Here is a 22,922-nt window from a genome sequence, read left to right as displayed (position 1 = left end):
GTTGAAAACCTGAGTTTTTGAACACGGACTTTAAATAAAGATGTGAGGAGAACAAGGAGGTATATTCATGAAAAAACGGTTGGCAATGACACTAATTGGAGCTTTAATACTTTCGGTGGCGATGACCGCTTGCGGAGCCGGCGGTGGAGGGCCGGAGACGAGCGGGAAGAAAGAGCAGCCTGCTGAGGAAGGGGGCAAAACCCGGCTGACCTTATCGGTTCAGGAAATGACTCCCTTTTATGAAGCGTTGGAGCGTAAGTTTGAAGCGAAATACCCGGACATCGATTTGAACGTCCAGGCTTACAAGCAAGCCGGAGAAGAGAGTAAGCCCGGCGATTTGGAGGAGTACCAGAAGTCGATCAATACGGAGTTGCTCTCGGGGCAAGGAGCTGACGTGTTCGAGCTCGATAACTTGCCGGTGGGCGATTATGTCGGAAAGGGCCTGCTTTTGAACATGGATTCACTATTGAGCCAGGATAAGACCGTGAAAACGGACGATGTGCAAATGAATGTGCTGGAGGCGATGAAGGAAAGCGGCGGCCTGTACGCTGTTCCGGCCGGCTTTAGCCTGAGGGCGTTTATCGGCGACGGCGAGGTGTTGAAAGACGCCGGCATCCAGGAGGAAACCTGGACCTGGCAGGATTTTGCCAATGTAGCGAAGACGTTGACGCAGGGCAAGGAAGGGATTTATGCAATGGCGGATTACCCGCCGGAGATGCTGACGCAGGAAATGGTGGTCGACAGCTACGGGACGTACGTGGATTCGGCGGCGAAAAAAGCGAAGTTCGATTCGCCAGAATTCGTGGCGCTGCTGCAGCAAGTGAAAAAGATGTACGATGACGGCATCATGACCGGGGACCCGGCAGAACTTGGCAAGCAGCTGTTCTATTCCGCCATCTTGTTCGAACCGGCCGATGTAATCAACGTTACGCATACGTTCTTCGACCACCCGCAGCTGTTGCAAAAGCCCCACAGCGCGGAGCAATCCGGCGCGATGCGGATCATTCCCCTTACCCAGCTTGGCATCCGTGCGAAGACGCCCGTCCAGGAAGAAGCCTGGAAGCTGGTGAGCTTCCTCCTGTCCGAAGAGGCGCAATCTATACGAGAGCGCAGCGGATTTTCGCTGCTCAAATCGGTGAACGGGCAAAAGCTGGACGAGATCAAGCAGCAAATCGGGGAAGGCACCTACAAACTGCCTGACGGAAAAGCCGTGAAGGCGGAGGATGAGGAATTCACCCGGTTCCAGCAGCTATTGGATAAGGTGGACCAATATTCGCAGCTCGACGGGAAGGTGATCGCCATCGTGGGCGAGGAATCGCTGGCGTTCTTTAGCGGGCAAAAATCCGCGGAGGAAGCGGCAAAATTGATTCAAAACCGCGCGACGACCTTTTTGAACGAATAAGCCGGCGCCTCCACGAACATTTGAGATCGCAGAAGACTCAAAACCGAAAAGGGCGTTTGACAAAACAATAGAAAAGCCCGCAAACCACCAGGCTGCCGGAGAACCCACAATGAGAGCACTAGCGTTGCATTAAATCTGACAAGATACATTTTCTAGCCACACCAATATTCTAACGGTTGCTTTAATGCAACGCTAGTGCTATGGGAGTGCAAAATGGCGTTCGATATCCGCCAATCTATTGGATTTCTCCAATGGGAGGAAAGAAGGTCGTAAAAACGGGGGTCGACCGGAGGCGATTGTATCATCGCCTCGGCCAGCCCCAGATCCCTGATGCAATAAATTCGCTGATCTAAAAATCAAAGTTGTCCGGATCCGGTCCGACGCGAAGATTTTTGTTCAAAGCGCCGATCCGCTCCATATCCTCCGGGCTCAGCTCGAAGTCGAAGACGGCCGCGTTTTCGGCGATCCGGTGTTCCGTGGTCGATTTCGGAATCGTGACCACACCGTTTTGCAAATCCCAGCGGATGATCACCTGAGCTACCGATTTGCCGTATTTCCCGGCGATTTCCCGCAGCGCCGGGTGATCCAGCAACTGGCCCTGCATCAGCGGCGACCAGGCCTCCATTTGAATGCCGTGCTCCCGGCAGAAAGCCTGCACTTCCGTTTGCGTCAGTCGCGGATGGTATTCGACTTGGTTGACCATCGGCTTGATCTCCGCGTCCTGCATCAAGTCCTCCAGGTGATGAACCTGGAAGTTGCTGACGCCGATCGCCTTCACTTTTCCCGCTTTGTACAGCGTCTCCAGCGCTCTCCAGGCTTCGTTGAATTTACCGGCCACCGGCCAGTGAATCAAGTATAAGTCGAGATATTCCAGCCCCAGCTTTTTCAGGCTTGTCTCATAAGCGGCTAGGGTTGTTTCATAACCGAGATCGGCGTTCCATACTTTCGAGGTGACGAACAATTCCTCCCGGGGGATTCCGGCTTCCTTCAAACCTTCGCGGATGCCTTGGCCGACCCCTGCTTCATTTTCGTAGATGGCGGCGGTATCGATGCTGCGATACCCGCGGGCGATGGCGAATTTGACCGCATTTACCAATTCAGGGCCTTCCGCCACTTTAAATACGCCGAGCCCGAGCCAGGGCATGTTTATTCCGTTACGCAGCGTTGTTTTATCTTGCAGACTTGAAATCATTATGATTGAACCTCCCAATGTAATTGTTGTTGTTGTGCGTGCGATTCGCGTTGATCCTTTCTTTCCAGGGCGAGGCTCCAGCCCGTCAGGACAACGGCGGCCGCCACCATAAGCGCTCCGATCCAGGAGGTATGAATCAAGCCGATAGAGTCGGTGATGACACCTCCCAGGTAAGATCCAATTGCGATGCCCGCGTTAAAGGCGGCGATGTTGATCGCGGAAGCGACATCCACCGCCGATGGGACGAACCGTTCGGCCAGCATGACCACATAAACCTGCAGCCCGGGCACGTTCATAAAGGCGAGCAGGCCCATGAGCACGATCGTAATCAGACCGGCCGCCTTATATGGCGCCGTAAACATCAGGGCCAGCAGCACGACCGCCTGGATGATGAACATATAAAACAAGGCTTTGATCGGTTGGCGATTAGAAAGTTTCCCGCCGATCATGTTGCCGATCGCTATCGCAATGCCGTATACGAGCAAAATGACGGCGACGGTTCCTTCCCGGAAACCGGTAATCTCCTGGAGAATCGGCGACAAGTAGGTAAAGACGACAAAAGTGCCTCCATAGCCTAGCGCGGTAATCAAAAACAACAGCAGCAGCCGGCCGTTGGTTACCAGCTTAAACTGGTCGCGGAACTTGGCGGGCGCTCCTTTCCGCAGATCGGACGGCACCAGAATACTGTTCGCGATAAAAGCCAGAAGGCCAACGGCTACGATCATGAAGAAGGCCGCGCGCCAACCAAACTGCTGGCCGATAAAGGTGCCGAGCGGCACCCCGGTGACCGTGGCGACGGTCAGGCCGGTAAACATGATCGAGATGGCGCTGGCCCTGCGGTCCTCCGGCACCAGGTCGGCGGCGATCGTGGAGCCGATCGACATGAATACGCCGTGCGAGAACGCGGAGATCACGCGGGCCGCAAGCAGCATGCCGATGCCGGTAGCCGTGGCGGCCAGCGTATTGCCGATCATGAACACGATCATGATCCACAGCAGCAGCGATTTGCGCGACATTCTCGATGTCACGGAAGTTAGGACGGGCGCTCCGATGGTGACGCCCAAAGCATATAAAGAAACGGTCAAGCCGGCGGTCGTCACGGATATGTGCATATCGTCCGCGATGAGCGGCAGCAAACCGACGCTGATGAACTCGGTCGTCCCGATCGCAAAAGCGCTCACCGCCAAAGCCAACAGCGCCAGCGTGCTCCGTTTTTTACTCAAAGTCATTTCTTTCCCTCCCCAAAGATGATTTTGCCATAAAGGATAAGCCTGCCCAAAAGGTATCCGGCGGACCCGGGCGGCAAATGTTATTATGGAATATAGCGTTGTCTATGAGAAGTACGCACTTTGAAGTAATATAGGTACCATGCGGTAATATAGGTACTTTAAAGTGCCTATGACAATAAGGAGAGATGGAAATGAAACAGAAAAAATACAACATCGCCGTGGAGGCCACGCTGGAGATCATCGGGGGAAAATGGAAATGCGTCATTTTATGCCACCTAACCCACGGGCGAAAGCGCACCAGTGAATTGAAGCGCCTGATGCCCGATATCACGCAAAAAATGCTCACCCAGCAATTGCGCGAACTGGAGGCGGATGGTATCATCCGGCGGATCGTATATCACGAAATTCCGCCTCGTGTGGAATATGAACTGAGCGAATACGGACAAAGCTTGCGGGGCATTTTGGACGCGCTTTGCGCCTGGGGCGAGCAGCATATTCACAAAGTTTACGGGAGTTACGAGGTGTTGGAAGAGAACGTGCTGAACGAACATTTGAGATCGTAGAAGAGCTCAAAACTTAATCGCGCTTGACAAAACAATCAGAAAAAACCGTAAACCACCCCAGGTTGCCGGAGAAACCCCGACAGCTAAAAACATAAGGGCAAAAAAGGGCGTTATTCCGGCGCATCGGTCTATTTGAGAGAAATAAAGGAAATTTATGCCGCTATTTTGAAGACTAAGCCGACGTTTTGTCATCCCAGTAGCTGGCTCGGCTCGGCTGTAAAGCGCCGATTTCTAGGTTGAGCCCGTAGAATAGGAAAGTAAATGCCTGTTCCCCATCTGAAAATTTGGGAGGAGGGACAAGCGGCAGCATGGCAACCAGCATTGTCCCCCATTTGTGTTTGTCCGCTCCGCGTTAGAGGAATTCACCTGGGATATCGATAAAGACAGGCTCTGACAGCTTCACGGGATTTCGGGCAAAATCCCAACCGCCGATTGCGACGATGCGGAATCTGCCTGGGCTGTGGAGCTTCAGATAAGCGGCCGTGCTTGGATTTAGTTCGATTTTGAATTCATGGCGGCTGAGCATCGTCACGGTGTAATCTCCGGAGGAATTCAAGTGTTTCGTATCCTCATTCGTGAAATCGCCGCTGGCCGAATAATCGAGCGTGATGCCGCCAAGGTCCGGCGTAACCGACAAATCCTCGCTAAAGGTTAAGGTAATCGTTCCGTCTTCGTTGTAAGTGCTGCCGGTTACGGTTGGCGGCGTTTCGTCAAACGTAATCTTAAGTTCCTGGCTGCCGAGTACGAAGCCGTTTTCCCAGACATTAAAGAACAGGGATGCTTCCGTGTTTTCCGTCGCTTCTTCGGCGGGAATAATGATGATCCCGTCGCTGCTTTGAATAATAGAAACGAGATCGGAGTATGTGCTCAACGTGACCGTAGCTATCACGGCATTTGTGGACGGAGCAATCACGTTGAAGGCGCCTTTTTCCAGATCGTATTCGAAGCTTCCTACCGTTTCACCGCGCTTGACTTGCAAGAGTTCCTTGATATTCCGTTCGTTGTAGGAGTATTCCGCTCCTTCGGATTCGGATGAATCCCCGGATGAGATCGTAACGGCAGCCTGTTCCGGCAGAAGACCGCTGTTCAGGAAAAACGCGGCTCCCTCCGCAGGTGCAATATGTAGCGTCAGCTCTTGGGCGGCGATCAATGACACCGGCGCCGAAGGCGCCGACACATTGCCGGCGGCGTCGACCGCATAAACCTTATAATCCCCTTCCGCGAGACCGGGGGTAGAGATTTCCGCCGTGCTGCCGGCCGTGGCAACGTCTGCTCGGCTGGCGGCGCCTGCGGTGACCAGCGCGTCCAAATCCGCTTTAGTCAGCGGCTTGCCGACAGCCGGGACAAGGTAAACGTAACCGGCTTCGCTGGATTTGACGGCAACGGCTTGTCCGATCTTCACCGGAGAAGCGGATACAACAGTGACCGTGGGTGCGGTCGTATCCGGCCGGTTTGAACCGCTGCCGCCGCTACTGCTGTTTCCGTGTCCGGCAATCAAAGTTCCGCCGCCGCTGTCCGTCCCGATTGGAGCAGGAGTTGTTTCAGGCTGCTTGGATGCGTCCGAATCACCTTCGGAAGGCTTCATGTCCGGAGAAGAATCCCCGCCTTTAAGAGTGTCCAGCGTTTCGATGAATTTGCTGGTGAGCGAAGCCACCTCTTGCCTTTGCGCGCCACCGTCGGGTTTAAACGTGCCATTGGGATAGCCGGAGATGAGGCCCAGTTCAACGGCTGCCGCGACCGCATCCTTGGCGTAACCGGAAATAGAAGCCACGTCGCTGAATTTCAGGTCCGCCGCTTTACCGGCCGCATCAACCCCAAGCGCCCGCACCAGAATAACCGCCAGATCCTGCCGTGATAAATCGTTGCCATTGCCGAAAACACCGTTTCCGTAGCCGTGAATCAAACCGGCTTTGACCGCGGCTTCCACAGCGTTATAGGCATAATTGGTCTGGGGCACATCCTGGAAGGTAGCCGCCGCCGGGGAAACCGACAAATCCAGTCCCAGCGCTCTGGCGAGGATAATGGCAAAATCCTGGCGTTCGATGTGTCCGGCCGGATCGAATTTCCCGTTGCCCTTGCCGTTCAGAATCCCGGACTCCGCAAGCTCCAGAATCGCGTCTTTGGCATAGAAATTGCCGATGTCCGTGAAAGCGGTTGTGGCATGAGCCGGCAGCGCGCAGGCACCAAGCAGGGCCACCGTGGTCATTACCTTGACATAAAGCTTTTTGTTCAAAAAAGTCCCCCCATTAACTTGTAATCTTCCATGTCCCCTCTGGTTGTCTGAAAGTCTAGTTACAGTAAATATATAATAGTTTAAAAATTATGTAATCAAAATTTTACGCATGTAAAAACGCCCTCCCCTTCCCATGGATTGTTGGGACAGAGCTTGGCCATGTGTTGGCCATCCATCTCACCCGCTTCACCTGCATACCGGACACTTTGCCGTCTAACGGACCGAGAAAAAGTTATTCGAGCATAAATCGGGAGTTTTGGGGAAGTAATGGACATCATGGCGTTGGCATTGCATCAAATCGACGAAGCTATTCTAACCAGGAAGTTATTCTAACGGTTGCCACAACCGCTATTGGTTCCAAAAATGTTGATTTCAATTTCTAACGGTTGCTGTGGCGCTTATTTCGCTGAAACCCGGCTCATTTTGCTTAGATTCAGGCAAATAGCGGCGCTCACAACCGTTAGAAATTAGAAAAGGTCTTTTTTCGGGAAATAGCCGCTGCTACAACCGTTAGATTTCCGGCAGACGTATTATCGGCTCAAAAACCTGAGCTTTGGCGGGAAATCTCGAATGCTCAGGGCTACAAGTTGTTTAGAAAATTTCAAACTTCGCTTTTTGGGCTAATAGCGGTCGCTGAGGTCCGTTCCCGTATGCCGCAGGTGCATTGTCAGCCGGATTATCCGTTGGCGGTATGCCGCAGATGCGTGCAGCCGGATCGTCCGTCGTCCCTCCCGCCAATGCGGCCGCAGCCGGCAGGGGCACCTTGCTGGGACTACGTACGACGGCTGCCTTTGCACCAATCGCTCCCGCTTACCGGAAATCCGGCGGAATGCGCCGGGCCACTCCGGTCGATATCGCCGCCACCACGATTGCCTTGCGAACCAGGGGGACAACCTGGTCGTTGAAAATGCTTGGAATGATATACTGCTCATTCCGCTCCTCATCCGTGACGGACGAGGCGATCGCCTCCGCAGCGGCCAGCTTCATCGCCTCGTTGATCCGTCTGGCGCGGCAGTCGAGCGCGCCGCGGAACAAGCCGGGGAAGACGAGCACGTTGTTGATCTGGTTCGGGTAATCGCTCCGCCCCGTGGCGACCACGGCCGCATGCTTCAGCGCTTCCTCCGGCCTGATCTCCGGCTCCGGGTTGGCCAGCGCGAACACGATCGGCCGTTCGTTCATCGCCTGGATGTCGGCGCCGGTGAGCAGGCCGCCGGACGAGACGCCGATGAAAACGTCGGCCCCGGGCAGGACGTCCTTCAGCGAGCCGGCGCGTGCCTCCACCTGCGGCTGCTCCGCCAGCCACTGCCACATCGGGTGCTCGTATTTGCCGCCGAACACGATGGCCCCGGCTTTATCGACCGGAACAAGCCGGGTGACGCCCGCGGCGAGCAGCATTTTGCAGATGGACACGCCGGCCGCGCCGACGCCGCTCACCACGACCCGCACCTCGGACATTCGCTTGCCGACCACCTTCAGCGCGTTGATCAGGCCGGCGATGACGACGACCGCGGTGCCGTGCTGATCGTCGTGAAACACCGGGATATCCAGCTCCTCCGCCAGCCGCCGCTCGATTTCAAAGCAGCGCGGGGAGCTGATATCCTCGAGGTTGATGCCGCCGAAGATCGGAGCGACCGCTTTGATGGTGCGGATGATTTCCTCCGTGTCGCTCGTATCGAGGCATAATGGAAAAGCGTCCACCCCGGCCAACTGCTTGAACAGCATCGCTTTGCCTTCCATGACCGGCGCGGCGGCGTACGGACCGATGCCGCCAAGGCCAAGTACGGCGGTGCCGTCCGTAATCACGGCGACGGTGTTGCGTTTGATCGTCAGCGAAAACGCCTTAGCCGGGCTTTCGTGGATCGCCTTGCACACTTTGGCGACGCCGGGAGTGTACACCTGCGACAAATCGTCGCGGTTGCGGATCGGCATCGTCGGCTTAATGGAGATTTTGCCGCCGAGGTGCATCAGGAACGTGCGGTCGGACACGTTGATCAGCCGGACGCCGGGCAGCTTGCGCAGCGCGCCTACGATGGCGGCCTCATCACGGTCGCCCGTGTCCACGGTGATGTCGCGGATCGACGATCCTTTGGCCGAAGAGATGACGTCGATCGACGTAATGTCTCCGCCGGCCTGGCTGATCGCGGCGGCGACATCGCCGAAGCTGGCGTGCTCGTGGTCCAGCTCCAGCCGGATTATAATCAGCGTAGTTGCCATAGTTAGATCCACCCCCGCCATTTTACGGCCTCGGTCATTCTTTTCAGGCCAACGATATAAGCGGCCAGCCGCATATTGATGCCCCGCAGCCTGGAGGCCCGGTACACCGTCTCGAACGCGGCGGTCAGGATGTCGGCCAGCTTTTTGTTGATTTCTTCGAGCGTCCAATAATAACCTTGATTGTTTTGCACCCATTCAAAATAGGACACGACCACGCCGCCGGCGCTGGCCAGCACGTCCGGCACGATCAGGACGCCGCGCTTCGTCAGGATTTCCGTCGCCGCATACGTCGTCGGGCCGTTGGCCGCCTCCACCAGCAGCTTCGCCTTAATGTCGGGTGCGTTCTCCTCCGTGATTTGATTTTCGATCGCCGCCGGGATTAGGATATCGCAATCCTGCACCAGCAGCTCCCGGTTTGTAATTCGACCCGGAAACAGGTGGGACACGGTTCCGAACGAGTCGCGCCGGTCCAGCAGTTCGAGGATATCGAGCCCGTCCGGGTTGTACAAAGCTCCGCGCGCGTCGGCGATTCCGACGATCACCGCCCCGGCGTCGTGCAGGAACTTGGCCAGGTAACCGCCGGCGTTGCCGAAGCCTTGGATAATGACGCGCGAGCCTGCGACGGTCATGCCGGCTTTTTTGACCGCTTCTTGCAGCACGATCGTCACGCCGAGCGCCGTCGACGACTCCCGGCCCAGCGAGCCGCCCAGCACGACCGGTTTGCCGGTGATGAAGCTGGGCGAGTCGAACTCGCGGATGCGGCTGTATTCGTCGAGCATCCAGGCCATGACCTGCGAGTTGGTGTAAACATCGGGCGCCGGAATATCCTTGGTCGGACCGACGATCTGACTGATCGCCCGGACGTACCCCCGGCTGAGCCCCTCCAGCTCGCGCAGGGACATGGTGCGGGGGTCGCAGATGACCCCGCCTTTTCCGCCGCCGTAAGGCAAGTTCACGATGCCGCATTTGATGCTCATCCACAGCGACAGGGCCTTAACCTCCTCCTCCGTGACGTCGGGATGAAACCGCACGCCCCCTTTGGTCGGACCGACCGCATCGTTATGCTGGGCGCGGTATCCGGTGAACACTTTGACCGAGCCGTCGTCCATTTTTACGGGAACCCGCACCGTCAGCGTGCGCAGCGGTTCCTTCAGCAGTTCGTACATCGCCGCGGGCTCGTTCATCGTCTGCAGGGCAGTCCGGATCAACTGCTGCGTGCCGGTAAGCACGTTCCCGCTTTCCGCGTTAATGAGCTTCCCTTTCATGACGTCTATCCCCTTTTCATGTCCATATTTGAAGAGGTTGTTCAAAAAGTCCGCTTTTGATCACGAAGAGAATTCAAGAAGTAACTCGGCATCGAATCTTGAATTCAGCCGGACCTAAGCCTATGCTTCCGAAGCATGTTTCCTTCGGAAACATTTCAGGTGCTCACGTACCCTCACAGGCCTATGCTTCCGAAGCCGTTTTCTCCGAAAACGTTCAGCTCCGCTCCTCGGCCCCTGGCTTCATCCAACCTAAAGCGTTTTGAAAAAACGCACATCGGAAGCATAATCTTCGGTGCTGAAAACCGACCTTTTTGAACACGCACTTGAACTATATTCACATCGGCATTAGTATCGGCAACCGTATCGGTATTCATATCGGGATTCTTCGCAGCGGCGTTATTTTTTTCGCGAGGTCAGCTTGGCCTGCGTGAACAGCAGCAAATAATCGTACCCTCCCGCTTTCGAATCGGTGCCCGACATGTTGAAGCCGCCGAACGGCTGGCCTCCCACCAGGGCCCCGGTGCACTTGCGGTTCACGTAAAGATTGCCGCAGTGCATCGTTTCCAGCGCTTCGTAGATCCGATCTTCATCCCGTGAGAAAAAAGCTCCCGTCAAACCGAACTCGGTGTCATTGAACAGCCGGACCGCTTCCCGCCAATCCTGCGCTTTGCCGATCGCCAGCACCGGCCCGAAAATCTCCTCCTGCATGATCCGGGCCTTACCGTCCACGCCGGCAAAAACCGCCGGCTCGATATAAAACCCTTGCGCGCCTGCCACCTCGGCTTGGCGGCCCCCGGTCAGCAGCTCGCCCTCCTGCTTGCCGACCTCGATGTAGTCTAGCACCTTCCGGTAGGAGCTTTCATCGATCACCGGGCCGACGGGAAAATTGTGCTCAGGCAGCCCGATCGTCAGCCGCCGGGTCAACTCCACCACTTTTTCCACGACCTCGTCATACACCGCCTCCACAATAAAAGCCCGGGACCCGGCGGAGCATTTTTGCCCCTGGTAGCCGAACGCCGAGGTGACGATCGCCTGGGCAGCCGCGTCCAGGTCGGCGGTTTCGTCCACCACGATCCCGTCTTTGCCGCCCATTTCCGCCACGACCCGCTTGATCCAGATTTGCCCGGGGGCGGTGTCGGCCGCCAGCTTGTTGATGTGCAGGCCCACCTCCTTCGAGCCGGTGAAGCTGATAAACCGGGTTTGGGGATGCGCCGTCAAATAGTCGCCCACCTCCGCGCCGCTGCCCGGAATAAAATTAAGCACCCCGGCCGGCAGGCCAGCCTCCTCCATTAAAGCGGCGAACTTGGCGGCGATCACCGGCGTGTTGGAAGCGGGCTTCAGCAGGACGGTGTTGCCGGCGACGATGGCCGCCGAAGTCATGCCGGCGCAGATCGCCAGCGGAAAGTTCCAGGGCGGGATAATAACGCCGACGCCAAGCGGAATATACGTCAGCCGGTTCTCTTCGCCGGCCACCGGGGTGAGCGGCATCGTCTCGTTGATTTTGCTCAGCCGGATCATTTCCCGCGCGTAAAAATTCAGAAAATCGATCGCTTCCGCCGTGTCGGCATCGGCTTCGGCGTAGTTTTTGCCTGCCTCGAGAACCATCAGAGCGGAGAACTCGTGCTTGCGCTCCTGCATGATGGCGGCGGCCTTCAGCAGAATTTCCGCGCGCGTTTGCGCCGGTGTCTTTTTCCACGATTCAAACGTCTTCAGCGCCGACTGCATCGCTTTTTCGGCAAGCGCCCGGTCGGCTTTGCTTACCCATCCGATTGTTTCGCTTGTCTGCCCCGGGTTGAAGGAACGAATCTTATCTTCCGTAAAAATAAGCTCACCGCCGATGCGGAGCGGATATTCGCGCCCCAGTTCGGACTTGACCTTGGCGATCGCCTCCTCTATGGCCCGTTTGCCGGGCTCCTGGCTGAAATCGGTGAAAGGCTCGTTGCGGAAAACATCCAGTTTTGCCGTTTTGCTCATAAGGGAAGTCTCCTTTTCAAGGGGATTATTTAAAAAGGTTCTTCAAAACAAACCAGACATTGGCCGGGCGCTCAGCGAGACGCCGCATGAAGTAGCCGAACCAATCTTGGCCGAAAGGGACGTAGATGCGCACTTTGTAGCCTTCGCGGGTGAGCTGCAGCTGAAGTTCCTCCCGAATGCCGTACAGCATCTGGAACTCGAATTGGTTAAGCGGAATATTCAATTGTTTTACGAGCTGTAAGGTGAAGTCGATGATTTGCGGGTCATGTGTTGCTATAGCGGTATAGTTGCCGTTCTTGAGGTGAGTGGAAATGAGGCGTTTGAAATTTTCGTCGACGTCCGGCTTGTTCGGATAAGCCACTGCGGGCGGTTCTTTGTAAGCCCCTTTAACGAGGCGCAGGTTGGGCTTCTGTTCTTCGAGGTCTACGAGATCCTGTACGGAGCGGTACAAATAAGCCTGGATGACGATGCCGACATGGTCGAACTCCTGGCGGAGCCGTTTGTAGATGGCGATCGTTTTTTCGCACTGCGCATAATCCTCCATGTCAATGCGGACGAACAAACCGTACCTACGGGCGCGCTCCAGGATAGCCGTCATGTTGCGCATGCACTGCTCCTCGCTGATGCCGAGGCCAAGCGAAGTCAGCTTCAGCGACAGATTCGCCCGGACTCCCGAGGCTGCGATCGCGTCGAGCGTCCTCAGGCACATCTCGGTGGACCGGCGGGCTTCCGCTTCGTTCGAAACGAATTCGCCCAGGTGGTCGAGCGTCGCTTCCCGTCCGGAGCCGTTTAATCGGCGCACGGTTTCGATCGCCTGCTCAAGCGTTTCCCCGGCGACGAACCGGCTTGCCCCGAACCGCAGCCCGTACTTGCGGGCCAGTTTGCTCACGGACCGGTTTTGGGCCAGGGCCAAAAACATCGTTCTCATTAACGCATCCATGGCATCCATCCTTTTCCATATATCGTTGTACACAGAATATACAATATTTTAAATAAATGAACAATATGTGTCTAAAAAATAGACGGAATTTTATTGTTTGAACCTTGAAGGTGTTCAAAAATGAACAGTTTGAGACCCCGATTACTGCACCTTCTCTCCGCCTGCGCGTCAAACAATCTCGTTAAACGAATATTGAAACGCCGCTTTTTTCATGTTAGATTTACAAATAAATTGTGACGACGTGCGAGGTAATCGATATGTTCAATGTTGAACGGGAGCGGCTGATTCGCCGGGATTTCTTAGAACTGAAGCCGGAGGAAAAAGTTTCTGCGCTGCTGGCGGCGCTTCGGCAGGGCAAGGTGGCCATTACGGCGGCGGGGGATGGGGGAGTGTGCCTGTTGGCGCCCCGCGACGCCAGCTTGCTCGAGGGGGTGACGGGCCGCATCGGCGAGTATTTGGCTGCGCATGGCGCGGCTTTTGCGGCGGTTGTTGTCCGCGAGGAGGAGTTGAGCGTAAGCGGCCCGGTGCATGAGCTGATCGCCAAGCTGCCTGAGACGGGCAGCCGGGCGGCCATCGTCGTCGCGGACGAGGAAGGGCGGCCGACCGGGTACTGCCCGTTTAGCGAGATGCTGTTGGCGGCGGGGGAGGCTGAGCGGCAAACCTTGGCTTATTTCCGGACACTGCTGGAGACGGTCAGCGATGCCGTAACGGTCGTGGACCGGAACGGGACCGTGGTCGGCTGGAACCTGGTCGCCGAAGAAGTGTATGGGATTGCCAAGGAGGACATCGTTGGGCGGACGATCGGGGAGCATTTCGATCCGGAAGCGCTGGTCGTGCTGAAGATTCTGGACGAAGGCCGGCGGCTGCAGGGAGCGTATCACCGTCCGCGGCCGGACACTCACGTCCTGATCAACGCTTCGCCGATCGTGGCGGAGGGTGGCGGCGAAATCATCGGCGGGGTGGCGACCGAGCAGGACATCACGCATCTCGTCAAGCTGAACGACGAGCTGGGGGCCGCGCAATCGCGCCTGCTGACCCATAAAATGAGCGACCGGGATCCGTTTGCGCTGCTGCACGCCCGCGGCGAAAGCATGGGCAAAGTGGTCAAGATCGCCAAAAAAATCGCCGAAACCGATTCGCCCGTGCTGTTCATCGGCGAAACCGGGGCAGGCAAGGAGCAGTTGGCAAAGGTGATCCACCAGGCCAGCCGCCGGAGCGAGGGGCCGTTTCTGTCGATCAGTTGCGGCGCCATCCCCGTAGGACTGGCCGAGGCGGAGCTATTCGGCTATCAGGGAGGCGCTTTTTCCGGCAGGCCGTCCGGGCAGGCCGGCAAACTGGAGGCGGCCGACGGGGGTTCGCTGTTTTTGAACGAAATCGACCGCCTCTCGCCGGATGTCCAGGATAAGCTGTGCCGATTCATGAAAAGCCGCGCGGTTGCGCGGATCGGTGGCGGCGAGGAGACCGCCGTGTCCTCACGGATTTTCGCGGCCACGGCGCAGGATCTGGAGCGGCTGGTGCAGGAAGGGAAGTTCCGGGCGGACTTGTATTACGCCTTGAACATTGTTGCGCTGAAGGTGCCGCCGCTCAGGGAACGCAAGGAGGATCTGTCCACCTTGATCCAGACGTATTTGCGCACCTTTTCGCTGCAATATCAAAAGCCGGTCCCAGCGGTGGCCCCGGAAGTGATGCTGGCCTTTATGAATTACGACTGGCCAGGGAACCAGACCGAGCTGCGGGCGGTGATGGAGCGCTGCGTCATTTTGAGCGAAAACGACCGGATTACGCTTGAGCACTTGCCCGGGGCTTTGCAGCAGCGGCAGGCTCAGCTGGAGCTTGACGGTGAGGGAGGTGGCGGGGAGGGTCTCTCCGCTTCCGGCCGGGTCATGGGGGCTCACTCCGCTTCCAACCGGGCCGTGGAGGCTCACTCCGCTTCCGGTCAGGCCGGAGGACAAGGAATGGAGAAGTCGGGAGGATCAGGCTTGGAGCCTTCGGCCAGAATGTTGAAGCCCCGAATTACGCCCGAAGAAGAAATCGAGCTGATGAAGGAGGCGCTGGAGCGCGCTGCCGGAAACAAAAGCAATGCCGCCAAGCTGCTCGGCATCTCCCGCGGAACCTTGTACAAAAAAATCAGGGACTACAATTTGGTTTAGATTGGGCAGCTTGGTCTAGCCGAATGGATCAAATGCAAAAGTACATCTCATTTTCCGCGAATGCCCCCTTCAAGGATGATCGCCTGCAAAAGTGCAGTTGTTCGGGGCCGTTTCAGAAATTTTCGATGTTTTTGGCGGAATTGAAATGCACTTTTGCATTTCGTTGGCCCGTTTCGGGAGGTTTTGACAAAATCCGCATGCACTTTTGCATTTCGTGGAATTCTGGACCTCACAGAATGTTACTACTTCACAAGATGATGAATTTGCAGGATGATGGCTACTTCGCAAGATGATGCTAGTTTGCAGGATATGGCTACTTCGCAGTATGTTACTATTTGGCAGGATGTTGCTACTTCGCTGACGTTGCTTTCTCCTCGCAGGATGTTTCACATTTTACTGAGTTTCACATTTCACTGGACTTCACTCCTCCTTATCTACTTGCCATCTTGACTCTTTCACCCTGCTAACTACTGTTACCTCATTATATTTACTGTTACCTTACTATCTACTGTTACCTTATCTACTATTACCTCACGCTACCTCATTGCCGCCTTTCTGCAACCTCATTCCTATCTCACTCCTGCCGCATTCCTACTTCACTCTTACCTCACTGCCATCATACTTCGAACGCCAAACTTCGACACAACCAAACACCAGTTAGCGCCATGGGTCGAACTCTTGCTTGGGCACCTGCATAGCATATAGCACAATATGCTTGGAAAAGGAGCGTGACATCATGATGAGAATAGAGCTATCGGCGATTCATTACGTGTATCTGGCCTTCATCGTGTTCATTTTGGTGCTGATGATCAAGCGGCGGGATACGACAATGATTTGTGTGACCGGCATATTTGCGCTGGGATTGCTTGCGACGGGAACGCTCAGCGGTTCGGTATCGGGCATTTTCAATTCGTTTATCTACGCCACCAAAGAGTTGATGAGTACGATCATGATCATCTCGATCATCGTGGCGATGAGCCGGGTGCTGATGCGGACCGGCATCAACGAAACGATGGTGGCGCCACTCACGCGTTTTTTGCGCACGCCTTCGATGGCGTATTGGGGCATCGGCTTCATTATGATGGTGACTTCTTTTTTCTTCTGGCCGTCGCCGGCGGTCGCCCTGATCGGGGCCGTCCTGCTTCCGGTGGCGCTCCGCGTCGGGCTGCCGGCGCTTGGCGCGGCCGTCGCGATGAATTTGTTCGGACATGGCATCGCCTTGTCCGGCGACTATATTATTCAAGGCGCGCCGAAATTGACGGCGGATGCCGCCGGGCTCCCGGTCGGCAGCGTCATGGCGGCGAGCGTGCCGCTGGTGATCGTGATGGGCCTGGTGAGCACCGTCACGGCCTTTTGGATGATGCGCCGGGACATGCAAAACGGGGTCTGGAGAGACGGGCTAGCCGCAGCGAAAACCGGCGCGGGCGGCGTGCTGGGGGATGAACATGCACCCGGCAAAGTGGAGCCGGCCGCGCTTCACCCCAAAGCCCGCCAATGGCTCGCCATCCTGATTCCGCTGCTGTTCGCCGCCGACGTGGTGGCAATGCTCCTGCTCCACCTTCAAGGCGGCGATGCGACGGCGCTTGTGGGCGGGACGGCGGTGCTGATTTTGATCGCGGTGACGCTGCTGGCTCACCAAAACCGCGGCCTGGAGAAGGTCACGTCCTATCTGATCGACGGGCTTGTCTTCGGCTTTAAGGTGTTCGGCCCGGTCATTCCGATCGCCGCCTTTTTTTACCTCGGCGATGCCGCGTTTGCGGAACTGTTCGGCGAGGTCCTGCCCAAAACGTCGCACGGCATCGTCAATGACCTTGGCGCGGCCCTGGCCGGCGTCGTACCGCTGAACGGCATCGTCGGCGCGATTACGCTGGCCGTCACCGGAGCGATCACCGGCCTGGACGGCTCCGGCTTCTCGGGCATTTCGCTGGCCGGCTCAATCGCGGGGCTGTTCGGCACCGCCATCGGCTCGGGGACGGCGACGCTGACCGCGCTCGGCCAGGTGGCCGCCATCTGGGTCGGCGGCGGCACGCTGATCCCGTGGGCGCTGATCCCGGCCGCGGCGATTTGCGGCGTCAGCCCATTCGAACTGGCACGGCGCAACCTGAAGCCAGTGCTGGTCGGGCTGGCCGTAACGACGGTGGTGGCGATGTTTTTGGTGTAGCTAACGAGCGGTTCTCCCGGTTCGCGTTGCGTGCTGCACAACGGCTGGTCGGACCGTACCGGTTGTGTCGATTGGGAAAGACGGGAGAACGCCGGGGATGCCTACATCGATGTTGATAAAATCGAACTCAGGTTTATTTTGGGATCAGGGAGGCGATTTTCTGCCTACTTGCGGGCATGGTAGAGGGCGATGCGCAGGTAGAGAGGGGAGAGAATCTGGGGGCTAAGGGACACCAGAGCCGTTATTTTCAAAAAAACGGAGGATTATAAAATGTAACGGACACAGAAGACCTTATTTACCTCAAATCGGCCCGGATGAACGGGTTTAGAGCGAAATAGGATCGCCTGTGTCCGTTAGACTGGGAAATACCCGGGAAATGGGCGGATAAGGTCGCTGGTGTCCGTTAGAGCAGCGCCCAAAGTTTAGGAAGATCCTCCAATCGCTCCAAAGTAGAAGTCAGAGCCAGTAAAGGACGCCGTCAGGCGTTTTTCTTAAAATTGTGCTTAAAGCTATTGGACGGGGTGACGAAGCTGATCGGGATACTGACCGGAATTACCACGTTACTTACCGCCCGCAAGCAGGCACAAGACAAGAAAAACCACCGGGATTAGGTTGGCGCCATCCGGTGGTTTTTCTGTTTATTTGATTGAAAATCTCGCCGTGGTTGCCCATCGTTCCTTGTCTACCGCGATCCAGCATCGCGGTATTTTTCATTTTGCGTATTTCCTAAACACATTATACCCACAAGCAGGGGTTACGTAAAAGCTTGATGATGGAGATATTCCGCAAGTTTAATCACCTGTGGAATCTAAAATTTTTATTCATCCCTTACCCTTGGTTTTTCCTGATCTTTCATGAAACTGGAGAGGCTCCATTACGTATCATTAGATAGTATGTTAAAGAGGTAGTTCAAAAAGTCATCTTTTGATCACGAAGTTGGTCATGAAGTAGATTCGACGTCGAATCTTGAATTCAGCCGGGCCTTCCGTTGCTCACGTAGCCCGACCTACGCTCCGCTACTCAGTCCCTAGCTTCATCCAACTTTCTCGGTGCTGAAAAGCCGACTTTTTGAACACGCATTTTATATGGAAAGGGTGAGTCGATTGGACCAAGGCATGAGCGTGAAATTATATGAGAAAATGCCGGACGGGGAGCTGCGGGAGCTGGAAGAGCGCACCTGGAGCGCCAACATGGTCGCCGCGCTTGAGCATGTGAATTATCTCGTTGTCGGCAACCGCGAATATGAAGCGGTGGAAGGCCGTCTGAACGTTGACGAAGGGAAATTGGAGCTTCTGCTCATTCCGATCGCGCACGATTAAAGGATGTTTTCGTAAGGAGGGTTCGGATTTGGCGAAAGAAGAGGAAGCAGTAACGAAAAAGCAAATGCAACCGACGGAGACCATATCGCCATTGTCGCCAACGGAAGAGCCGGCCGGCTCTAAATTTTTCACTCCGGACGGCAAGCCGCTGCGCGTATTGTCCACATCGCTGGGGATCGCCCTGCTGGCCAACGCCTTTTTGATTCCCGCTCCCGGAGTTTCGGCCACCAGCGGTGATACGGCAGGGGACGGACCGAAGCTGGTCGAATGGTCGACGGATGAAGTGAAGCAGTATTTTGACAAAAACGTAGACTGGAGCATTCCGCTTCCGGCGGACGAAGAGCAGCAGGGCGGCGCCGAAGCCGGCAGCGGTACGGGGACGGACGGCGCTTCCGGCTCCTCCGGCGGCACCACCGTCGTCAACCATTACAGCTCAGGATTCGGCTGGGATGACATGCTGCTGTACCATCTGCTGTTCAACAACGGTTCGTTTTATTCGTCGAGCCGCTGGTACGACAACCACCGCGGTTATTACGCGGGCACCAATACGCCTTACGCTCCGCGCACGTATTCCAGCGGAACGTTCCAGAACAAGCAGGTGGCCGGTTCCGTCGTGCGTCCGAAAACCTCGACCTCATCCACCGGGTCGATCGTCAGACGCTCCACCTCGTCGCAGGCTGGGGGAATCGGCGGCAAATCGAGCGGACTCGGCTCGTCTTCCAGCACGTCCTCCGGTTCTTCTTCGAGCAAAAGCTCGATTTCCGGCTCGAAGTCCGGCGGCGGCAAAGGGTTTTTCGGCGGATGAGCGGCGGGATGACCAACGGGGCGGCTGGCGGAATGAACGGCGGCGTGTTCGAAGTGATCGGCCGGCCCCATCCGGACCGGAGCGAACGGGTGAAGCGGCTGCATGAGCTCGGATTTACGTGGGCGAATATCGAAGAAGAGCAATACTGGATCGACCAGATCGTCCTGATGCCCAGAGCCGTCAATGAAGAGCTGGAGCAAGCGGCGACCGCCATCTGGCGCATTTTGGACAAAACCGTCCGTTACGTACATCGCCGCCGCGATTTGTATGAGCTGATCGGGATTCCGCCGATCCTGTGGAACATGCTCGATGATCTGCCGCTGCCGGAGCCGGGGCTGATCAGCCGTTACGCGCGGTTTGATTTCGCTGTGGCGAATGACGGCACCATCAAGCTGCTGGAGCTGAACGCCGATACGCCGACGGGTTACGTGGAAGCCTCGATCGCCACGCCGTGGGTGCTGGAGCAGGCCGGGTACGCTTCGCCCAACATGCGGATGAAAGAGCTGGTTAAGGAGGCTTGGGCGCTCGAACGCCCGGATACCGTGGCTTGCATGGAATACGGCCGCCATCTTGAGGACTCGGGGACGATCGAAGCGCTGGGCAGACACAGCGGGCTGGAGCTTTTTTACGAGGATTGCCTGGAGCTCTGGGTGGATGAAGGTGTTCTGAAAAATAAAGACGGCCGCGCGATTGAACGGATGTTTGCTTTGTACCCCAAAGAGTGGATGGCGGTGGACGATGGGGGCGAAGCGCTGAGCTACGCGATCGAAACCGGACGGCTAACCTTGTTTAATGGGCCGCACAGCATTTTGCTGCAATCCAAAGGCCTGCTCGCCGCCGCTTGGGGGCTGTATGAGCTGGGCCTGCTGTTCGACGCGGAAGAGCGCGAGGCGATCGCCCGCTACGTCCTGCCGACCTATAATAAACCGGTCTTCTCGGGCAGCTTCGTGTCCAAATCGATGTTTGGGCGCGAGGGCGGTTCCGTGCGCATGTTTGACGCGGAAGGGCAGCTTGAGCTGGAGGATCGGGAGGGCTTTGACAGCAGCGTGCTGTTCCCCTCGGTGTACCAAAAAAGAGCGGAACTGGCACGCATCGAAACGGCGGAAGGCGAACTTCATTTGTTGACCGGCCTGTTCGTCCTGAACGGAACGCCCTGCGGTTTGCTTGGCCGGGCCGGCGGGCCGATTACCGGCAACGCCAGTCATTTTATCGCGTTGGGAGTGAAATAAAATGCAGCTGCAAAATAGAGCCTGGGTCCGGCGTTTCCTGGCGGCGGCCGTCGCCGTTTTGGCCGTGCTGGCGCTAAGCGCCTGCGGTGGGCAAAATAGCGTGTTATCCACGGATGCCGGAGGGGCGGAAACGAGTTTAACGACGTCGCGCGTGCCGTGGGATTACCGGCTCGTCGAGGGGACGGTTGGCGACTTGGTCGGAAGCGACATGACGATTTTACCCGATAACGATCTGCTGCCGAACGACAATAACTATGCGACGGGCGACAAGATTTGGGTGCTCCAGTTCATGGATGCCGAGCTGACGACCGACGAGAACCAGAAAAACGAAGTGCGTTTGTCCTCCTGGACGACGCTGAAGTCTTACCCCGATCAGGCCACCGCCGAAAAAGACCTGGCCGAACTCAAGGTGTCCGTGACGACGGACGTTGATTTGGTCGGCGTGTACAAAACGGAATACAAGGGGCAGACCCGGAATTTTGCCGTGTTGGAGCTGCCGACCGGCAACCGCATTAAGCAGCCGATCGACGACGCGCGGTATACGGCTTTAAAGCAGGCCAAGACCGCGTCGGTTGTGCTGGAGGAAGTGCATGATTTTGCCGATTATGATTTGGCGTATGCGAAATTTCGGGGGTGGGCGAATTGACGGTAGTCATTAATCTTGTCGTAAGCGTGATCGTAATGATCTTGCTCCAGTTGTTGGGGATGATCATTTTTAATTGGATGACGCCCTATCGCGACATGGAAGAGCTGAAAAAAGGAAATGTGGCCGTGGCTTTGGCGCTCGGCGGGAAGTTCATGGGTACGGCGATTATTCTCGGGATAGCGGCCTATACGAACACCTCGATTTGGCACATGATGTTATGGTTTGCTGTGGGATACGTGTGCTTGATCGCTTCGTATTGGATTTTTGAGTTGGTGACGCCCGGGTTCAAAGTCTCCGACCAGCTCAAGAAGGGCAACGTCGCCGTCGGCACGCTGCTTTGCCTGGTGTTCATCGGCATGGCCTTTGCCGTGAGCAGCCTGATTATTTAATAGAATCCGGGGAAGGGGCGGCCCTCGTGCATTTTTTGCTCAGAATAACGACGCGGTTGATGCGTTTGCGCAAAACCTCGCTGGCGCTCGTGATCGTCCTGTTTGTCAGCTTGAGCGCGACGATCGCTTACGGGTTGGAGCCGGCTACGTTCGGGACCTGGTTTAATGCGCTGTACTGGGTGCTAACGACGATGGCCACCGTGGGCTACGGGGACTTTTTTGCCGAAACGGTGCCGGGAAAAGTGTTTACGATCTTTTTGTACATTTTTGGGATCGGGCTGCTCAGTTTGGTGATCGGCAAAGTGATCGATTCCATAGGAAGCCTTCAGCGGCAGAGAGGGGCGGGAGCTTTGAGCTTTCGGGGCGAAAATCATATCATTCTGATCAACTGGAGCAAAAAAGCGCAGTCGGCGGTGGAGGAAATTTTGAGTTATTCCCAAGGCAACCAGATCGTGCTGGTCGATGAGATCGGCCAGCATCCGCTGGCGCACATGCATCAGATTCATTTCGTCAGCGGCGACCCGGCCGCGGACGAAACGCTGATTAAGGCGGGCATCGGCAAGGCCAGGGCGGCGATTATTTTCGCCGATGCGCGGATTGACGAATTTTCCCTGATCGACGGCAAATCATTGCTGATCGCCTCCAGCATCGAGCGCCTGGCTCCGCACGTGCATACGACCGTGGAAATCACGCACGAGAAAAATATCCAGAACTTCCGCCATGTTCAAGTGAACGAGTTTGTTCTCTCCCATGACGCCATCTCCAGACTGGCGGTTCGTTCCGCGCTGCAGGAAGGGAACGCGGAACTGATACGCCAGTTGCTTAGCCGCCAGCATGGCGACGACATCTATGAAATTCGGGCGAAAGCCGAATGGAAAACGTACCGGGAAGCGTTTGAAGATCTGCTGCGGCAAGGAGCTACGCTGCTGGCCGACCGCGGCGATCTTGGCATCAACCGCAAGCTCGACCAGCCGATTCCGGCGGAAGCCCGCCTGTACATCGTGTCCGACGAGGCGACTTACCGCCGGATCAGCGGAGCCTAAATAGCGCTGGATTTTATGGATTAACCTAAAAACGCCGTCAGGCGTTTTTTTGTTTTTTAGAAAAATATGTATTGCCGACCTCAAGACAAGTGTGCTACTATTGCGTTGTGACTGAAAACGTTACCGATAAGGATGCCGGAACGGTTTTCGGAATCGTTACCGAGAGCG

18 protein-coding genes are annotated in these 22,922 nt (G+C 56.4%); 10 read left to right on the top strand and 8 right to left on the bottom strand.

What is annotated here, in order from left to right; translation table 11 throughout:
• Positions 1 to 67 precede the first annotated feature (67 nt).
• Complete coding sequence (locus tag EHV15_RS06445; protein ID WP_128630509.1) at positions 68 to 1,402, top strand: extracellular solute-binding protein; 1,335 nt, start codon at positions 68 to 70, stop codon at positions 1,400 to 1,402.
• Positions 1,403 to 1,751: 349 nt separating this feature from the next.
• On the opposite strand, the gene EHV15_RS06440 is transcribed toward EHV15_RS06445, so the two are convergent.
• Both EHV15_RS06440 and EHV15_RS06435 read right to left on the bottom strand, forming a co-directional pair.
• The gene (locus EHV15_RS06440; RefSeq protein ID WP_128630508.1) at positions 1,752 to 2,594 is read right to left on the bottom strand and encodes an aldo/keto reductase; all 843 of its coding nucleotides are present in this window, start codon (positions 2,592 to 2,594) and stop codon (positions 1,752 to 1,754) included.
• Positions 2,594 to 3,823 carry an MFS transporter gene (locus tag EHV15_RS06435; protein ID WP_128630507.1) on the bottom strand — a complete coding sequence of 410 codons (1,230 nt, stop codon included), beginning with the start codon at positions 3,821 to 3,823 and terminating at the stop codon, positions 2,594 to 2,596. The genes EHV15_RS06440 and EHV15_RS06435 overlap by 1 nt, the downstream gene beginning before the upstream one ends.
• A 191-nt stretch (positions 3,824 to 4,014) precedes the next feature.
• On the opposite strand from EHV15_RS06435, the gene EHV15_RS06430 reads away from it, so the two are divergent.
• Complete coding sequence (locus tag EHV15_RS06430) at positions 4,015 to 4,386, top strand: winged helix-turn-helix transcriptional regulator (RefSeq protein ID WP_128630506.1); 372 nt, start codon at positions 4,015 to 4,017, stop codon at positions 4,384 to 4,386.
• Between the two features lie 352 nt (positions 4,387 to 4,738).
• Here EHV15_RS06430 and EHV15_RS06425 read toward each other — a convergent pair whose 3' ends face one another.
• The 5 genes from EHV15_RS06425 to EHV15_RS06405 all read right to left on the bottom strand — a co-directional run bounded on the left by EHV15_RS06425 (position 4,739) and on the right by EHV15_RS06405 (position 13,012).
• Positions 4,739 to 6,619, bottom strand: a complete 1,881-nt coding sequence (locus EHV15_RS06425; RefSeq protein WP_128630505.1) for an S-layer homology domain-containing protein — start codon at positions 6,617 to 6,619, stop codon at positions 4,739 to 4,741.
• 810 nt (positions 6,620 to 7,429) lie between these two features.
• Positions 7,430 to 8,833: an NAD-dependent malic enzyme gene (locus EHV15_RS06420; RefSeq protein WP_128630504.1), complete on the bottom strand. Its 1,404-nt coding sequence runs from the start codon at positions 8,831 to 8,833 to the stop codon at positions 7,430 to 7,432.
• 2 nt (positions 8,834 to 8,835) lie between these two features.
• Positions 8,836 to 10,098: a Glu/Leu/Phe/Val family dehydrogenase gene (locus EHV15_RS06415; RefSeq protein ID WP_128630503.1), complete on the bottom strand. Its 1,263-nt coding sequence runs from the start codon at positions 10,096 to 10,098 to the stop codon at positions 8,836 to 8,838.
• A 396-nt stretch (positions 10,099 to 10,494) separates the two neighbouring features.
• Positions 10,495 to 12,072, bottom strand: coding sequence for an L-glutamate gamma-semialdehyde dehydrogenase (gene pruA, locus EHV15_RS06410; RefSeq protein WP_128630502.1), 1,578 nt, complete (start codon positions 12,070 to 12,072; stop codon positions 10,495 to 10,497).
• Between the two features lie 25 nt (positions 12,073 to 12,097).
• Entirely contained in the window at positions 12,098 to 13,012 is a 915-nt protein-coding gene (locus EHV15_RS06405) for a proline dehydrogenase family protein (RefSeq protein ID WP_128630501.1), read from the bottom strand.
• 257 nt (positions 13,013 to 13,269) lie between these two features.
• Here EHV15_RS06405 and EHV15_RS06395 point away from each other — a divergent pair, with 257 nt between their 5' ends.
• Positions 13,270 to 15,162 carry a sigma-54 interaction domain-containing protein gene (locus EHV15_RS06395; protein WP_128630500.1) on the top strand — a complete coding sequence of 631 codons (1,893 nt, stop codon included), beginning with the start codon at positions 13,270 to 13,272 and terminating at the stop codon, positions 15,160 to 15,162.
• A 739-nt stretch (positions 15,163 to 15,901) separates the two neighbouring features.
• Positions 15,902 to 17,323, top strand: a complete 1,422-nt coding sequence (locus EHV15_RS06390; RefSeq protein ID WP_128635219.1) for a hypothetical protein — start codon at positions 15,902 to 15,904, stop codon at positions 17,321 to 17,323.
• A gap of 564 nt (positions 17,324 to 17,887) precedes the next feature.
• On the opposite strand, the gene EHV15_RS36360 is transcribed toward EHV15_RS06390, so the two are convergent.
• On the bottom strand, positions 17,888 to 18,037 hold the full coding sequence (locus EHV15_RS36360) for a hypothetical protein (RefSeq protein WP_178075779.1): 150 nt from the start codon (positions 18,035 to 18,037) through the stop codon (positions 17,888 to 17,890).
• A gap of 389 nt (positions 18,038 to 18,426) precedes the next feature.
• Between EHV15_RS36360 and EHV15_RS06385 the strand changes: the two genes are divergently transcribed.
• The 6 genes from EHV15_RS06385 to EHV15_RS06360 are packed head-to-tail and all read left to right on the top strand — an operon-like array spanning position 18,427 to position 22,754.
• Positions 18,427 to 18,642: a hypothetical protein gene (locus tag EHV15_RS06385; RefSeq protein WP_128630499.1), complete on the top strand. Its 216-nt coding sequence runs from the start codon at positions 18,427 to 18,429 to the stop codon at positions 18,640 to 18,642.
• Between the two features lie 28 nt (positions 18,643 to 18,670).
• A complete protein-coding gene (locus EHV15_RS06380; RefSeq protein WP_425464426.1) occupies positions 18,671 to 19,447 on the top strand; it encodes a hypothetical protein in 777 nt (258 codons plus the stop codon).
• Complete coding sequence (locus EHV15_RS06375; RefSeq protein ID WP_246061356.1) at positions 19,444 to 20,676, top strand: glutathionylspermidine synthase family protein; 1,233 nt, start codon at positions 19,444 to 19,446, stop codon at positions 20,674 to 20,676. The genes EHV15_RS06380 and EHV15_RS06375 overlap by 4 nt, the downstream gene beginning before the upstream one ends.
• Position 20,677: 1 nt before the next feature.
• Positions 20,678 to 21,322 carry a hypothetical protein gene (locus EHV15_RS06370; protein ID WP_128630498.1) on the top strand — a complete coding sequence of 215 codons (645 nt, stop codon included), beginning with the start codon at positions 20,678 to 20,680 and terminating at the stop codon, positions 21,320 to 21,322.
• On the top strand, positions 21,319 to 21,711 hold the full coding sequence (locus EHV15_RS06365) for a DUF350 domain-containing protein (RefSeq protein ID WP_128630497.1): 393 nt from the start codon (positions 21,319 to 21,321) through the stop codon (positions 21,709 to 21,711). The genes EHV15_RS06370 and EHV15_RS06365 overlap by 4 nt, the downstream gene beginning before the upstream one ends.
• Positions 21,712 to 21,737: 26 nt before the next feature.
• Complete coding sequence (locus EHV15_RS06360; RefSeq protein WP_128630496.1) at positions 21,738 to 22,754, top strand: potassium channel family protein; 1,017 nt, start codon at positions 21,738 to 21,740, stop codon at positions 22,752 to 22,754.
• Positions 22,755 to 22,922: the final 168 nt, after the last annotated feature.

Origin of the sequence: Paenibacillus oralis (genome assembly GCF_003863965.1) — a bacterium.
GTDB lineage: Bacteria > Bacillota > Bacilli > Paenibacillales > Paenibacillaceae > Fontibacillus > Fontibacillus oralis.
Note: the sequence above shows the minus strand (reverse complement) of the source record. Positions and strands in the feature narration are given on the sequence as shown.